Annotated in this window: 13 protein-coding genes; 4 read left to right on the top strand and 9 right to left on the bottom strand. The window is 70.7% G+C overall.

The window, feature by feature from the left end; genetic code table 11:
* Positions 1-27: 27 nt before the first annotated feature.
* The gene (locus M4D82_RS05335; protein ID WP_249764929.1) at positions 28-411 is read right to left on the bottom strand and encodes an STAS domain-containing protein; all 384 of its coding nucleotides are present in this window, start codon (positions 409-411) and stop codon (positions 28-30) included.
* A 314-nt stretch (positions 412-725) separates the two neighbouring features.
* Here M4D82_RS05335 and M4D82_RS05330 point away from each other — a divergent pair, with 314 nt between their 5' ends.
* Positions 726-1265, top strand: coding sequence for a DUF6328 family protein (locus M4D82_RS05330; protein WP_249764928.1), 540 nt, complete (start codon positions 726-728; stop codon positions 1263-1265).
* Positions 1266-1367: 102 nt separating this feature from the next.
* On the opposite strand, the gene M4D82_RS05325 is transcribed toward M4D82_RS05330, so the two are convergent.
* The 3 genes from M4D82_RS05325 to M4D82_RS05315 all read right to left on the bottom strand — a co-directional run bounded on the left by M4D82_RS05325 (position 1368) and on the right by M4D82_RS05315 (position 3638).
* A complete protein-coding gene (locus M4D82_RS05325; RefSeq protein WP_469527813.1) occupies positions 1368-1523 on the bottom strand; it encodes a CsbD family protein in 156 nt (51 codons plus the stop codon).
* Between the two features lie 142 nt (positions 1524-1665).
* Positions 1666-1917, bottom strand: coding sequence for an EF-hand domain-containing protein (locus M4D82_RS05320; RefSeq protein ID WP_249764926.1), 252 nt, complete (start codon positions 1915-1917; stop codon positions 1666-1668).
* 233 nt (positions 1918-2150) lie between these two features.
* A complete protein-coding gene (locus M4D82_RS05315; protein ID WP_249764925.1) occupies positions 2151-3638 on the bottom strand; it encodes an amino acid permease in 1488 nt (495 codons plus the stop codon).
* Between the two features lie 534 nt (positions 3639-4172).
* On the opposite strand from M4D82_RS05315, the gene M4D82_RS05310 reads away from it, so the two are divergent.
* Positions 4173-5180, top strand: coding sequence for a LacI family DNA-binding transcriptional regulator (locus M4D82_RS05310; RefSeq protein ID WP_249764924.1), 1008 nt, complete (start codon positions 4173-4175; stop codon positions 5178-5180).
* A 26-nt stretch (positions 5181-5206) separates the two neighbouring features.
* Here M4D82_RS05310 and M4D82_RS05305 read toward each other — a convergent pair whose 3' ends face one another.
* The gene (locus tag M4D82_RS05305) at positions 5207-6157 is read right to left on the bottom strand and encodes an alpha/beta hydrolase (RefSeq protein WP_249764923.1); all 951 of its coding nucleotides are present in this window, start codon (positions 6155-6157) and stop codon (positions 5207-5209) included.
* Positions 6158-6535: 378 nt separating this feature from the next.
* On the opposite strand from M4D82_RS05305, the gene M4D82_RS05300 reads away from it, so the two are divergent.
* Both M4D82_RS05300 and M4D82_RS05295 read left to right on the top strand, forming a co-directional pair.
* On the top strand, positions 6536-7477 hold the full coding sequence (locus M4D82_RS05300) for an NAD-dependent epimerase/dehydratase family protein (protein ID WP_249764922.1): 942 nt from the start codon (positions 6536-6538) through the stop codon (positions 7475-7477).
* Between the two features lie 71 nt (positions 7478-7548).
* Entirely contained in the window at positions 7549-11052 is a 3504-nt protein-coding gene (locus tag M4D82_RS05295) for an aminotransferase class I/II-fold pyridoxal phosphate-dependent enzyme (RefSeq protein ID WP_249771484.1), read from the top strand.
* 22 nt (positions 11053-11074) lie between these two features.
* Here the strand turns inward: M4D82_RS05295 and M4D82_RS05290 are convergent, their stop codons facing one another.
* From M4D82_RS05290 to M4D82_RS05275, 4 genes are all read right to left on the bottom strand, one after another.
* Complete coding sequence (locus M4D82_RS05290) at positions 11075-11653, bottom strand: toxin (RefSeq protein WP_249764921.1); 579 nt, start codon at positions 11651-11653, stop codon at positions 11075-11077.
* Positions 11650-12141, bottom strand: coding sequence for a helix-turn-helix domain-containing protein (locus tag M4D82_RS05285; protein ID WP_249764920.1), 492 nt, complete (start codon positions 12139-12141; stop codon positions 11650-11652). Before M4D82_RS05285 ends, M4D82_RS05290 begins: the two co-directional genes overlap by 4 nt.
* A gap of 327 nt (positions 12142-12468) precedes the next feature.
* Complete coding sequence (locus M4D82_RS05280) at positions 12469-13647, bottom strand: MAB_1171c family putative transporter (protein ID WP_249764919.1); 1179 nt, start codon at positions 13645-13647, stop codon at positions 12469-12471.
* A 26-nt stretch (positions 13648-13673) separates the two neighbouring features.
* On the bottom strand, positions 13674-14396 hold the full coding sequence (locus tag M4D82_RS05275) for a TetR-like C-terminal domain-containing protein (protein WP_249764918.1): 723 nt from the start codon (positions 14394-14396) through the stop codon (positions 13674-13676).
* Between the last annotated feature and the right edge of the window lie 3 nt (positions 14397-14399).

The raw sequence follows: 14399 nt of genomic DNA, 5'->3' as shown, positions 1-14399 counted from the left end.
CGTGACCCTCCGTCCGACTCTGCCCGCCTAGCTCTGCCACAGACCGCGTCCCGTCCCTGCGGCCAAGGCCTGCGCGACGTCCGGGTACACGTCGAAGACCGTGTCGGCTCCCGTGATCCGGAACATCCGTTCGACCGGACGGCGTAGACCGACGAGGGCGACCGCGCCCCCGTTCTCCTGTGCGGTGAGGCGGCCGTGCAGCACGGCGTTGAGCCCGGTGGAATCGCAGAAGCTCACGCCCGAGAAGTCGATCAGCAGCCGCGCCCCGTCCTCTGCGAGCGCCGCCTCCAAGGCCTCGCGCAACGGCTCGGCCGTGTCGTGGTCCAACTCACCGGTCAGCGCCAGAACGACCGCGCCGCCTTCGTGCCGTACCTCGACGGTGAACCGGTCTCCGTCAGGTGCCGAAGCCATCGGGAACCACCTCTCCATGACCGGCGAACCGCTTCGCACGGCACCTACCCATGCGTGAGCGGCTCATGCCGGGCGCCACCGGACCCTCGCGCTTCCGCGCGAAAGGACACGAGTGCGAACGGACAAGAAAAGGACTCCAGGATTCCATCCCTCACCCTCCCACCCCTCACGCCACCCCGCCGCCCCCGCCCCCTGTCGCCCCCACCGGCCGGGATGCGGCCCCGTCGCAGCCTCGGTGGCCGAGCCGCATCCCGTACCGCGCGTCTACCCCTAATCACGGGTTTCATCGGCCGGGATGCGGCAAGGTGCGGCACATGGGAACGCAACGCAGGGTCGACGCCGGCCCGGACGGGCGGGACGAGACCCCGGAGGAACGAGCCGACCGGCAGTGGCAGGAACTGATCCAGGAGATTCGCGTCGCGCAGACCGGTGTCCAGATCCTCTTCGGATTCCTGCTGACCGTCGTCTTCGCCCCGACGTTCGCGGGCCTGTCGCAGACGGACCGGACCATCTACGTCATCACCGTGGTGCTGGGCGCGCTGGCGACGGGTGCGCTCATCGGGCCGGTGGCCTTCCACCGCATCGTCTCGGGCCGCAAGATCAAGCCGGAAGCGGTCTCGTGGGCATCGCGGCTCACCTTCATCGGACTGATCCTGCTGCTCGCCACCTGTACGTCGGCCCTGTTGCTCGTGCTGCGCGTGGCGATGCACAACGCCCTGGTGCCCTGGCTCGTCGGGGGAGTGGTGGCGTGGTACCTGCTGGGCTGGTTCGTCCTGCCGACCTGGGCCCGCATCCGCTACACCGCGGAGCAACCCCATGGCCGGGCGCGTACGCAGGGGGGCGGGCGCACGTAAGGGGCGGGGCACGGGATGCTTCCCATGCCCCGCCCCGCGCGCTTGGACAATCGTGTAACCCAAAGACGAGAGCCGAGCCCCAGAAGATCGTTGGTCCTTCGGCTAGTCCTTCAGAACGTCCTTGATCTTCTCCTTCGCCTGCCGGGCATCACCCTTGGCCTGCTCGGCGCGGCCTTCGGCCGTGAGGCGCTCGTTGCCCACGGTGCGGCCCATGGCCTCCTTGGCCTTGCCCTTGACCTGTTCCTTCTTCGCCCGCATCTTCTTTTCACCCGACACGGAGATCACTCCCGTCACTCGCGTCGCACGGAATCGCTTCCTTCGGTGCGCGCTTAACCGATTCGCGAGCCCTCAAACGCGGCGCCCGTCACCAGGCCCGTCACCAGGCCCGTCACCAGCCCGGTCACCAACCGAAGCGGCGGTCCACGACGGCGGTGAACTCCTCGAAGGTCAGCACGCGGTCCCCGTTCTGGTCGGCGGCGTCGAAGAGGGCCGAGGAGGCGTCGGCGTCCCCGACGCCCCAGGCCGGGATCACGCCCTGCGCCGCCAGGGTCGGCCCCTTGGCGCGGAGGGCCTCGATGACCTCGGCACGGGTGAGGGTGCCGTCCTGGTCGAGGTCGAGCGCGTCGAACAGCTTGCGGGCCTTCTCGCTCATCACGTTGTCCTGTTCCGTGGTGTGGGCACGGGGAGCGCCGGTCGACGCGCCGTCCTGTGGGGAAGACGCCGGGTCCGGGCGCCGGGTTGCCTTCCATGGTGCCGGGTACGGGGCCCCGTACCGGGCGGCGTGGGTACGCGGCGAGGGGTGCGCCGCGGCCGTGGTGGGCCGGGGCGCACCCCTCGGGGTGTGCGCGGACGAACGGTGTCCGGGCGGTGTCCGGGCGGAGTGGGTCAGGAACGGCCCGCGGGCTCCCGCTCCTCCTGGCCGGACGCCGCCGCGCGCGCCGCGATCTGCGGGTTGCGGGACTTCAGCACGGCCCAGCCGACGGCGAGGCAGACCGCCCAGCCGGCGCCCACGTAGAGGGAGACGCGGCTGTCGGGGTCGATCGCGATCAGGACGGTGACGAACAGCAGGAACGTGAGCGCGATCCAACTGCACACCGTGCCGCCGGGCGCCGGGAAGGAGGACGCGGGCAGCTTGCCCGCCACCACCGCGCGGCGGTACAGGATGTGGCTGACCAAGATCATCATCCAGGTCCAGATGCCGGCCGCGGTCGCGACCGAGGTCACGTAGCCGAACGCCTTCTCCGGGACCACGTAGTTCAGGACCACGCCGATGCCCATCAGGGCGGCGGACAGGCTGATGCCGAGCGCAGGCGTCTTGGTGGAGCTGAGCTTGCCGAGGGCCTTGGGCGCCTCGGAGTTGGCGGCGAGGTCGCGCAGCATGCGGCCGGTGGAGTACATGCCGGAGTTACACGAGGAAAGTGCCGCGGTGAGGACCACGAAGTTGACGATCGCCGCGCCCGCCGGGATGCCGATCTTGGCGAAGGCCGCCACGAACGGGCTGACGCCGGGCTGGAACTCGGTCCACTTGACGACCATGAGGATCACGCTGAGGGCGCCGACGTAGAAGACGATGATGCGCCACGGCAGGGTGTTGATCGCCTTGGGGAGGGTCTTCTCCGGGTTCTCGGACTCGCCCGCGGTGACGCCGACGAGCTCGACGGCCAGGTAGGCGAACATGACGCCCTGGAGGGTCATGAGGCTGGAGCCGACGCCCATGGGGAAGATGCCGTCGAAGGCCCACAGGTTGGACACGGCGGCGGTGTCACCGGCCGCGCTGAACCCGAAGGTCACCACGCCGATACCGATGACGATCATGCCGATCAGGGCCGTGACCTTGACCATCGAGAACCAGAACTCGATCTCGCCGAAGATCTTCACCGAGATGAGGTTGGCGACGAAGAGCACGACGAGGAAGACCAGGGCGGTGACCCATTGGGGCACGTCCGGGAACCAGAAGTGCACGTAGATCGCCGCGGCGGTCAGCTCGGCCATGCCGGTGACGACCCACATGAGCCAGTACGTCCATCCGGTCACGAACCCGAAGAACGGGCCGAGGAACTCGCGCGCGTACTCCGCGAACGAGCCCGAGACGGGGCGGTACAGGAGCAGCTCGCCGAGCGCCCGCATGATGAAGAAGACGATGACGCCGGCGAGGGCGTACATGAGGATGAGGCTGGGGCCGGCCTTCGCGATGTTCGCGCCCGCGCCCAGGAAGAGGCCGACGCCGATGGCGCCGCCGATGGCGATCATCTGGACCTGACGGCTGCCGAGCCCGCGCTCGTAGCCTTCCTCGGGCGCGTTCGGCGTGGTGTCGCCGCCCGTGGTGGTCCTGTCGTCGTCGCCGAAGTTCTTTTCGACCTGCGTAGAGGTCATGCTGTGGTGCGCCTTTCCGCTCCATGCCGCTCCGCGCGCCGTGCTCGGCCGCGGATCGGATTCCGATCCCCCGGATGGTGATGGAGTTGCATGCCGGCGGTCGGCCGGCTCCAGCGCCCCTGCGCGGACGTGGGTGGTGTCCGGCAGGCGGTCGTGAAGATGTACCACGGTGACGGACGGCCGTCCGTGGCGTACATCACGGTCATATCGGTCATTCGCCTGTGACCAGGACCAAAGACCCTTGACCGGTGACTGGATCGTTATCCGGATCTGAGCATCCGCTGAGCGAACGCGGCGTGACGCGGAGGCAACACGTGTCGCCCTCCGCACGGGTTGAGGGATGGAAGGATGCGCAGCGTGACCATCCGGGGGAACGCGCCGGCGGCCGAGGTGCGCACCCTGACACGAACAACGCCCCCGTGCTGCCCGCGCCTGCTGAGCGCTCTCGGACGGGTGACTTCGAGGCGCCCGTATTTTTAACTCGTGTAACCTCGCCCCGTATGTACGGGGCTACTGAGAGTGATGAGCAGCGTCATGGCCAAAGACACGTCACCCGTCGCATCGATCACGAGTGCGGACGTCGCCCGACTGGCCGGGGTTTCGCGTGCGACCGTCTCCTTCGTGCTCAACGACACCGAGGGGCACCGGGTCGGCGAATCCACCCGGGCACGCGTCCTGGCCGCCGCGGAGCAGCTCGGCTACGTGCCGAACGCCACCGCCCGTTCCCTGCGTGCCGGGCGCAGCAACCTCGTCCTGATGCCCACCTCCGCGTCCGCGCTCGGCCGGCTCGTCAGTGATTGGGTGGACGACCTCCACAGCGAACTCGACCGCCGCGGCTACACGGCCGTGATGCACGCCGGTCGCTTCAAGGACCCCGTCAAAGCCGCGCGCGCCTGGGCGGAGTTGCGTCCGGTCGCCGTCCTCGCGCTCGACGGGGACCGGGTCACCGCCCAGGCCGCGGAGGTGATGCGCCGCGCCGGAGTGCGCGGGTTGCTCGCGTTCTCAGCCCAACCCGTCGCCGGCTTCCACACGGTCCGCTTCGACCACTCGGACATCGGCGCCGTCGCCACTCAGCACCTCATCCAGCAGGGCCGCACCAAGATCGGTGTGGTGATGCCCCGCGAGCGCGGACTGGACGCCTTCGCCGCTCCCCGCCTGGCGGGCGCCCAGCGGATCGCGGCGCGGCAGATGGTCACCGTCACGGCCATGGAACTCGACTACAACCGGGAGTCCGCCACGGCCGTCGCCCGCGGGTGGATGAGGTCTGGCGTCGACGGCATCTTCGCCTACAACGACGAGTACGCAGCCCTGCTGATGCACGCCTTGCGTGCCCAGGGGATCTCCGTACCGGAGGACATCGCGGTGGTCGGCTGTGACGACCTGGTCTTGTCCGCCCTGCAGGAGCCCCCGTTGAGCACGGTCGCGCTGGATCTGCCATCGGCCGCGGTCATCGCCCGCGCGTTGCACGAGTTGATCGAGAAGGGCAGTACCGCGGAGGTGCGCGGCATCTGGCCGGTCCTGCTCCAGCGGCAGTCCTCCTGACGCCCGCACGGCGAGCGTCACTGCGGTCAGGGGACTCTGACTTCGAGGTGGCGGGCCAGGAACGCGACGCTCCCGGTGACGATCGGCGTCACGTCGGGAGCGCCCAGGAAGATGTGATCGGCGCCCTCCACCGGTTGGAGGCAACACGTGCCACCACCGGCCTTCAGCGCTGCTTCGAGCGCCTCGCTCTGGCTGTAGGGGACCAGCCCGTCCTCCCGGCCGTGGATGAGCAGGAACGGCGGGGGAGTGGTGCCCTCGGTTGTGTACGTGACCGGGCTCGCCGCACGGGCCAGCGCGGGCCGCTCCTCGGGAGTGCCGCCGAGCAGGGCGTCGTACGGGTCGGGGAAGTCGGCCCCTGGGGGCATGGGCGGCATCGGGTGTTCGCGTAGGGCGACCAGGTCGGAGACGCCGTACCAGTCGACGACCGCCCGGACCGAGGTGTCGCCCTCGCCGACGCCCTCGGTGCCCTCCAGCTCGGCCGCGCGCTCGCTGTGCGGACCGGTAAGGCCGGCGAGCGCGGCCAGGTGGCCGCCCGCCGACTCGCCCCAGACGGCGATGCGGTCCGGGTCGACGTCGAGGACGTCCGCGAACCGGCGCACGTAGCGGATCGCGGCCTTCACATCGTGCAACTGGGCCGGGAAGGGGGCTTCGAGGCTGTGCCGGTAGTCGATGGAGACCAGGGCGAGCCCGGCGCTGAGGACGGCGCCGTGCAGCAATGCGGCGGGGACGGTCGGCGGCGGGTAGCGCCGGTCGCCGTCCAGCCAGCCGCCGCCGTGGATCCAGACCACGACCGGCCACGGGCCGGCTCCGGCGGGCACCTGGACGTCCAGCAGGCGGGGTCGGTAGCCGGGGCGGGTCGCGTAGGTGACGCCGTCGAAGCGGCGGATGCCGTTCTCGGTCACCACGGGCGCCACGGGGGCGTGGAAGGGGGGCGGCGGCCGGCTCATGTCGAGCTCGGCCGGGAGCGGTGGCGTCATTTCAGCCCTTTCGTGGAGCACGGATCGACGGACGCCCTGGCTTCGTGACCTTGGTCCCGGCTGCGCTCGCGTCCGACGTCGAGGGGTGTGACGGAGGGGTGATGGTTACACGTGTAACAATGACTTTAGGGATGGCCGGCGAGGCTTTACAAGCGCTTTGGGCGACACATCGACCTTGCCGTTACACGAGACACCTCCGGTGGTCCCGCCGTGGCGAGCCCCGCCGCCGCCCTGGCCACGAGCGCGCAAAAGCAGCCGAATCCGGAGCGGGCGGTTTCCTCCCCGCCCCGGAACCGCCCGCCGGCCGCCCCCGTGCGGCATACGGTGATCAGCCACACTCCGAACGGGAGTCGGGCGGGCTCGCGTTAGTGTGCGCACGTGAGCTTCCACGTCGTCATTGGGTTCGGACCCGCCGGTGCCGCCACCGCTCGGCTGCTGACCGAACAAGGCCATTCCGTACGCGTCATCACCTCCTCGGGCCGCACCCCGGAGCCCGGAATCGAGCACGTCGCCCTCGACGCGACGCACCACGAGGCGCTGATCGACGCCACGCGCGGCGCGGCCGCGATCCACAGCTGCGCCGCCCCTCCCTACCCCCGCTGGACGAGTGACTGGCCCCCGCTGGCCGCGTCGTTGTGCGCGGCGGCCGAAGCCACCGGCGCCGTACTCGTCCTCCTGGGCAACCTCTACGGCTACGGCCCCGTGTCCGGCCCCCTCACCGAGGACATGCCCCTCGCGGCGACCGGCCCCAAGGGCCGCGTCCGCGCCGCCGTGTGGGAGCAGGCGCGCACGCTGCACGAGCAGGGCCGCATCAGGGCGGTCGAGGTGCGGGCCTCGGACTTCTTCGGGCCCGGCGTCACCGACGGCGGCCACCTGGCCGCACGCGTCATGCCCCCGCTGCTGCGCGGCAAGCCGGTCTCCACGCTCGGGGATCCGGACGCCCCGCACAGTTGGACGTACCTCCCCGACGTGGCCCGCGCCCTGGTCGAGGTCGCGGGCGACGAGCGAGCCTGGGGGCGGCCCTGGCACGTTCCGACGGAACCGGCCCGTTCCGTCCGGGAGATGGTCGACCACCTTGCCACACAAGCCGGTTCGGGTCCGGTCGCGGTGCGCAGGATCCCGCCGATCGTGCTCGGGGCCGCGTCGCTCTTCTCGCCGATGATCCGCGAACTGAAGGAGGTGCGCTACCAGTTCGACCGGCCGTTCGTCGTCGACTCGCGCGCCTACGAGACCGCGTTCGCCGTACGCGCCACGCCCCTCGACGAGCAGGTCAAGGTGACCGTGGACTGGTGGCGCGAGCGAACGGCCACGGCCGCGTGACCTCGGTGACCGGGACCACCGGGACCACCGGGACGAACGCACCCCGCCGTGACGACATCGCGATCGTCGGTATGGCCTGCCGGTTCCCCGGTGCCCGGGACGTGAACCAGTACTGGCGGCTCCTGACGGACCCGCGGCCACAGTTCACCACCATTCCCGACGCGCGCTGGCGCTCGGCGGCCTTCCTCCGCGACACCTTCCGTGACACCGCGTCGACTTACACGGACACCATGGCCCTGTTGCCGGACGTGGACCGGTTCGACGCCGCCCACTACGGCATCCCGCCCCGCCGGGCCAAGGCGATGGATCCGCAGCACCGGCTGCTGATCGACCTCGCCCGGGAGGCGATTCAGGACGCGGGATGGGAAACCGACGGCTTCGACCGCGAGGAGACGTCGGTCATCACGGCGCTCACCGAGAGCGGCTACCGAGGCCTCAGCACCCTGCGCATCCGGATGCGCCAGCTGGCCGGCGGCGAGTTCGGGGCGCGGGCGACCGACCCCGGCTGGCAGGACACGGTCCGCGCGGTTGACGGGCTGAACGGCACCTCCGTCGCCGGTCTCCTCCTCAACATGGGTCCGAACACGATCAGTTCCGTCTTCGACCTGCACGGCGAGAGCTACGCGCTGGACTCCGCGTGTTCCGGTGGACTGATGGCCGTCGCCAACGCCGTGTACGCCCTGCGCGCCGGCCGGACCCGCATCGCCCTCGCGGGCGGCGCCCAACTGGTGCTCACCCCCGACCTGTTGGTGGGGCTGTGCCGAATCGGCGCCATCTCGCGCAGCGGCAGGTGCCTGCCGTTCGGCGCGGAAGCCGACGGTTTCGTCCTCGGCGAGGGCGCCGGCGTCCTGGTGTTGCGCCCACTGGCCGACGCGCTGGAGGCCGGTGATCGTGTCTACGCCGTCATCCGGGGCGTGGGAACGGCCAACGACGGAACCGTCCACGGCGGCATGCACCCCCAGGCCGCCGGCCAACTCCGCGCGCTGCGCCGGGCCTACCGCGACGCGGACCTTCCCCCGGACTCCGTCGGCTACCTGGAGGCGCACGGTACCGGGACGACGGTCGGTGACCCCGTGGAAGTCGACGTGCTGCGCGAGTTGCGCGGCGACGACCCCGCCCCCGCCCACCTCGGCGCGGTCAAGGCGGTGGTCGGGCATTCCCTCAACTCCGCCGGTATGGCCGGGCTCATCAAGTCGGTCCTCGCCGTGCAGCGGGGAGTGATCCCGCCACAGCCGGCCTTCGACCTGGTGGACCGCGGTGGTCTCGACGCCGCACGGCTGACCGTCGCGACGACGCCGACACCGTGGTCCGGGAACGGGCAGCCGCGCCGGGCGGGCGTGAGCGCGTTCGGCTTCGGCGGCACCGGCGTCCACCTGGTGGTGGAGGAATGCGTCACGGCGCCGTCCCGGGCCCATGCCGAGGCCCACGCCCAGGCCCAGTCCCAAGGCCAGGCGCGGCCCGCCCCCGACACGGGGCCACACCTGCTCGTCCTCACGGCCCGCGACCGGGCCGGCCTGGCCCGCCACGCCCGTGACCTGGCCCGGACCCTCGCCGACGACCGACCCACGCCGGCTGCCGTGGCGGACACCCTGGCCCGCCGGACCCCGCTCGCGGAACGCCTCGCCCTGGTCGTACGCGACACCGCCGACGCGGTGGCGATGCTGACCGAGGCGGCCGACGCCGTGGCGGCGGGCCGCACCGGCGACCTCGGACCGGGCCGGGCCGTGGGCTCCGCAGGTACGCCGACCACCCCGCGCGAGCCGATCGAGGTCCCCGTACCGGCGCCCGGGTCGCTGCCGGAGCACGAACGCACGGCCGCCCTGGCACGGCTGGCGCGACGCGCCGTCACCGAGCCCGACGTCCGGCTGGTCACCGTACGCACGCCGCCGTGCACCCTGCCGCCGAGCCCACTCGCTCCGCGTCGCCACTGGATCGTGGACGAGGACGCCCGCTCGGCGGCGGCGGAGCCCGCCACCCCGGTCGAAGCCCCCGAGACGGAGCGCACCACCGCGACTTCCACCACCGCGACTCTCACCACCGCGACTCTCACCACCGCGACTCTCACCAACGCGACTCACACCGCCTCGGCCGCGTCCGTCGTGCTCGAAGAGGTCGCGCGGACCGGCGTCTTCCCCCTCTCCGAGGTGACCGAGCGCATGACGCTGGTGGCCGAACTCGGCTTCGATTCCCTGATGTTGCAGGAGCTCGAAGTCAACATCGGCAAGCGCGTACCGGGTTTTCGGACCGAGGAGTTGTACGCGCCCGACCTCACCGTCGGCCGTCTGATCACGCTCGTGGACCCGGACCACACCCTCCCGACGGCTGCCGCCGACACCCCACCGCCGGACACCCGCGCCGAGTGGAGCCCCGACACCGCGCGCGTCGATGATTTCCCCGAAGTCGCGGACTTCGAGGGGCGGTTGGATGCCATCGCGAAAGGCGCCGCCGACTTCCCGTACTTCCGCGTCCACGAGGGCAACGTACGCGACACCACCGTGATAGGCGGGCGTACGTACCTGTCCTTCGGCAGCTACAACTACCTCGGCATCTCCGGCCATCCGGCCGTCAACGACGCCGTCCACCGTGCGGTGGACCGGTACGGGACATCGGTGTCCGCGAGCCGTGTGCTGTCGGGAGAACGCGATTTGACGGTCCGTCTGGAGCGGGCGCTCGCCGGCTTCCTCGGAGTCGCGGACTGCCTGACGCTCGTGAGCGGCCACGCCACCAACGTGACCGCGATCGGCCACCTCGTCGGCCCGGGGGACCTGGTCCTGCACGACGCGCTCGCGCACGACAGCATCCTCCAGGGCTGCACCCTGTCCGGAGCCGCGCGCCGGCCGTTCCCGCACAACGACACGGGCCGGCTGGAACACCTGCTGAGGCTCAACCGTTCCCGTTTCCGACGGGTGCTGATCGCCGTCGAAGGCGCGTACAGCATGGACGGGGACCTCGTCGACCTGCCGGCCGTGATCGACTTGAAGAAACGTTACGGCGCGCTGCTGATGGTCGACGAGGCCCACAGCATCGGCACCGTCGGCGCGAGCGGTCGAGGAGTCGGCGAGTTCTTCGGTGTCGACCGGTCGGACGTGGACCTGTGGATGGGCACCCTCTCCAAGGCCTTCGCCAGTTGCGGCGGTTACCTCGCCGGCTCCGCCCGGATGGTGCGCTGGCTGCGGCACACTCTCCCGGGCTTCGTCTACAGCGTCGGCCTCACGCCGGCCAACGCGGCGGCGGCGCTCGCCGCGACCGAGGTGATCACGGCGGAACCGCAGCGGGTCGAGACCCTCGCCCGCAACGCCGACCTGTTCCGCGCTCTGGCCGCCTCGGCCGGTCTGGCCACGGGATCCAGCGCCGACTCCCCGATCGTGCCGTGCCTCCTCGGCGACTCGGCGCGGACCCTGTGCGTCGCGGACGGCCTGTTCCGGCGGGGCGTCGTCGCCGATCCGATCTTCCACCCGGCCGTGGAGGAGGGGCTGTCGCGACTGCGGTTCTTCCTCACCAGCGAGCACCGCGAGGACGACATCCGCCGCGCGGTGTCGATCCTGGCCGAGGAGGTGCGGGCCGCCGGGCCCTGAACGACGATCCACAGGACACGACCTAGATCAGCGTGCGTTCGATTCGGCTGAGGAGCGCGCTCTTTCCCGGGTCGCCGGCCTCGTCCGTCGGCGCGACGGGCGGCTCGGCGTGCCGGTGCTCGGGGTTGCCCATGGCCTGGGAGAGCAGGTAGGCGATGATCTCGGCCTCCTGCTCCTGGACGTCGTCGTACGTCGCGCGCAGGAGCATGTCCCGTACGAGGTCGGGGTCGAGGTTGGGGAACAGGAGGCGGGCGGTGGACTCGTCGAGCCCGCCGGCCCCCCGATGGCAGCAGATGATGTGGCCCAGCTCGTGCAAGATGATGTGCTCCTGATGCGCGCTGGTGGTGTTGGCGTCGTAGAAGATCAGGTCCTCGTCGCGGGCGGCGACCCACATGCCGCACGGATGCGACGAGGGCATCTGCATCGGGACCAGGATGATCGGCCGGTCGCGCGCCTCGCCGAGGTGGCGGCACAGGTCCGCCAGGTCGGTCACCTTCGGCAGGTCGAGTTCGGCGATCCGCTGGGCGCCGGCCTTGCGGAGCTTCTTCAGTCGGCTACGGCGGTCCTGATCGGCCGACCGCTCCTTCCGTATGCCCCTCATCCGGTGACGGAGGGGCCGGCGGAGGGGTCGCTGTCACCGGCGGAGGCGGGCGGATCCGCCGAGTGGTCGGTGACCGGCGGCAGGCCCTGCAGCTGCCGGTACTGGTCCATGATGGCCGTGATGGCCTGGAGGTTCTCCTTCTTCATCCCCGCCGCCCGCATCGCCACCGCCCGGACCCCGGACTGCCGCAACGCCTCGACGGCGGCGAGCTCGCTCAGTACCGACTCGGCGACCTTGTCGTCGAAGAAGTAGGCGACGGACACCCCGAAGAACCGGGCCAGCGCGGCCAGCAGGTCCGGCGAGGGGTTGGAGCGCTTACCGGTCCGCAACTGCGACAGGTACACGCCGCCGACCTTGAGGTCCGGGTTGACCCGCTTCAGCTCCTCGGCCACCTCGGCATTGGTCCAGTGCTTGCCCTTGGGGCGGACCGTCTTGAAGAGGTCGTCGAGACGCACCGCGAGCAGAGGCCGGTCGTCGGTTCCGGTCATTGCTGGATCTCCCTCCCGTCGCCCCGTCGACATAACCCTTGGCTATACGTCAGTTTCACAGATTAGCGGTCAGTTGACAATTGGCCTGGACTCCGCCACCGTTGGGACTCGCCGATAGCTGACAGCTACCTTGGCTCACGGGGGATTCCAAGTGGGCTGTCGGTGACGTCGGACTGGCCCGGCCCTCGGGGGATGGGTCGGGCCAGTACACGAAGAACCCCCGTCTGACCTCGCGCGATGGCGAGGGGACGGGGGAAGCGGGGGAACATGGGGGGAACGAGAGATACCCGCCCGGTTTGACGGGGGATGCAAACCGGGCGGGAGCTCTCAACTCGCCCTGCCGAGTTTACTGTAGGCGGAGGCCACTTGGGTGAGCCAGGCGACTTCCGCCACGAAGTTGTTCGTATCGCGGTCGTCGAAGTCGCCGGCGTCCTTGTTGTCCCGCGGAATGGTGCCGCTCCGCTTGGCGACGAGGGCCTGCTTGATCTGCGCCGCCTCCGTGAAGGCCTGACGCAGTTCCTCGCTCGCCTCCCGGCCCGGCCCGCCGTCGCCCGAACCGGGGGTCGCCGGCGGTGTGGCCGTCGTGCGGTCGATGTACGGGCGCAAGTCCCGCCACCCGTCGCGTATTTCGACCACCCGCCGGTGCAGGCGGTAGTTCAGGTCCGAGACCGACGCCCCCGGCGGCTCCAGGGCGATGTCCGGGGAGGACTCGTAGAGGTCCCGCCAGAGTGGGTACAGGGCGCGGTAGGCGCGGTACGTACGGCTCCACTCCAGCAGCCTGCCGGCGGCCGGGCCCCACGAGGAATTGGTCAGACTCAGCGAGAGGATGACGATGCCCGTCGCGCTGAAGATGTTCGAGGCGAGCTTCCAGACGCCGATGTCGACCCCGGCCGCCGCGGTGAGGATGTTGACCGTCCGCGCCGTGCAGTACAGGAACAGGACGACCGCCGCCACCGACAGCATCCGCAACGCCTGCCGCAGCGAGGCGTTGTCGGTCATCCGGGCATAAGGACCGCATTGCCGGAAGATGGTCACGCACGGAACCGCCTGGGAGACGATGAAGACCAGGAGGTACGTGAGGACCAGCGGCTGCCCGCTGCCCGTGTCGAAGTCCGAGGACGGGCGCCCCGGGCCGTCGGCGAGCAGGAACAGCGCCGTCAGCAGCACGTTCAGCGCGATGCCGGTGATCAGCCAGTACCGCGCCTTGCGCGCCGCCTCCTCGTCCGCCGCCGCCCACCGCAGCAGGATGATCTGCGCGCTGACGCAGAACGCCACCGCCGACAGGTGCATGCAGAGGATGGCGAGGTTGCCGACGCCCAGGAAGCTCTGGCTCCCCATGGCGACGGCGCCCATCGTGAAGGTGAGGCACTGGAGCAGCAGCGTGGTGATCAGCGTGCGGTAGGCGCTGTCCCGCCAACTGCGCCGCACTTGGCACAGCCGGTAGACCAGCGCCGCGTACGACGAGAGCGCTGCGATGACGAAGCAGAGGGTTCTGATGGTGTTCACGGCCTGATTTCCTGCGGGTGGGTGGATCAGCCTTCGCCGAGGGGGACTTCGAGTCCGATGGTCTCGGCGGCCACGGCGATGGCGTAGTCGAAGTACGCCGCCTCGTCGCTGACGCTGTCGTGGGTACGGCTGAAGACCTGGAACACCAGGAGGCCGATCAGGTTGCTCCACAGGACGATGCCGCGCTCGATGATGTCCGAGAACGGTGCCTCCGGCACACCCCCGAAGGCCTCCACGGCCGCCGGCAGCAGCAGCGGCGGACCGGGCACCGCGCGGCGCGGCGGGGTCAGTTCGCCACCCATGAGGGCCGTTCGCACGATGCCGCCGAGCACGGCGGGGGTGCGCGAGGCGGGCGGAACGGTGTCCTGCGGGGCGTGGTAACCGGGCACGGGCGAACCGTAGATGAGGGTGAACTCGGCGACGTGGTCGAAGGACCACTGCCGCAGCGCGCGCGTGACGGCGAGGAGTCGCGCACCCGCCGACGCGCCGGCGGCCGTCGCGGCCTCATCGGCCCGCTCCATCGCGGCGCCGGAGGCGTTGTAGGCGTCGATGACCAGAGCCGTCAGCAGGTCGTCGCGGTGGGGGAAGACGGCTGCCACGTCGGAGACGGCAAGACCGCTGTCGCGGGCCACGCCGTCGAGGGACAGCCCCCCGGCGCCCACCTTCACCAACTGCTGCCGGGCGGTGTCCTTGATCAGGGCCGCCCGGGTCGTGTCGTCGTTCGTCGCATTCGTTTCGGAAACGTCCATGCC

Source organism: Streptomyces sp. RerS4 (assembly GCF_023515955.1).
Taxonomy (GTDB): Bacteria; Actinomycetota; Actinomycetes; order Streptomycetales; family Streptomycetaceae; genus Streptomyces.
Note: the sequence above shows the minus strand (reverse complement) of the source record. Positions and strands in the feature narration are given on the sequence as shown.

Coding starts and splice junctions, on each gene's coding strand:
- M4D82_RS05335 (WP_249764929.1), bottom strand. CDS start 411: ATGGCTTCGGCACCTGACGGAGACCGGTTCACCGTCGAGGTACGGCAC.
- M4D82_RS05330 (WP_249764928.1), top strand. CDS start 726: ATGGGAACGCAACGCAGGGTCGACGCCGGCCCGGACGGGCGGGACGAG.
- M4D82_RS05325 (WP_469527813.1), bottom strand. CDS start 1,523: ATGCGGGCGAAGAAGGAACAGGTCAAGGGCAAGGCCAAGGAGGCCATG.
- M4D82_RS05320 (WP_249764926.1), bottom strand. CDS start 1,917: ATGAGCGAGAAGGCCCGCAAGCTGTTCGACGCGCTCGACCTCGACCAG.
- M4D82_RS05315 (WP_249764925.1), bottom strand. CDS start 3,638: ATGACCTCTACGCAGGTCGAAAAGAACTTCGGCGACGACGACAGGACC.
- M4D82_RS05310 (WP_249764924.1), top strand. CDS start 4,173: ATGGCCAAAGACACGTCACCCGTCGCATCGATCACGAGTGCGGACGTC.
- M4D82_RS05305 (WP_249764923.1), bottom strand. CDS start 6,157: ATGACGCCACCGCTCCCGGCCGAGCTCGACATGAGCCGGCCGCCGCCC.
- M4D82_RS05295 (WP_249771484.1), top strand. CDS start 7,549: ATGGCCTGCCGGTTCCCCGGTGCCCGGGACGTGAACCAGTACTGGCGG.
- M4D82_RS05290 (WP_249764921.1), bottom strand. CDS start 11,653: ATGAGGGGCATACGGAAGGAGCGGTCGGCCGATCAGGACCGCCGTAGC.
- M4D82_RS05285 (WP_249764920.1), bottom strand. CDS start 12,141: ATGACCGGAACCGACGACCGGCCTCTGCTCGCGGTGCGTCTCGACGAC.
- M4D82_RS05275 (WP_249764918.1), bottom strand. CDS start 14,396: ATGGACGTTTCCGAAACGAATGCGACGAACGACGACACGACCCGGGCG.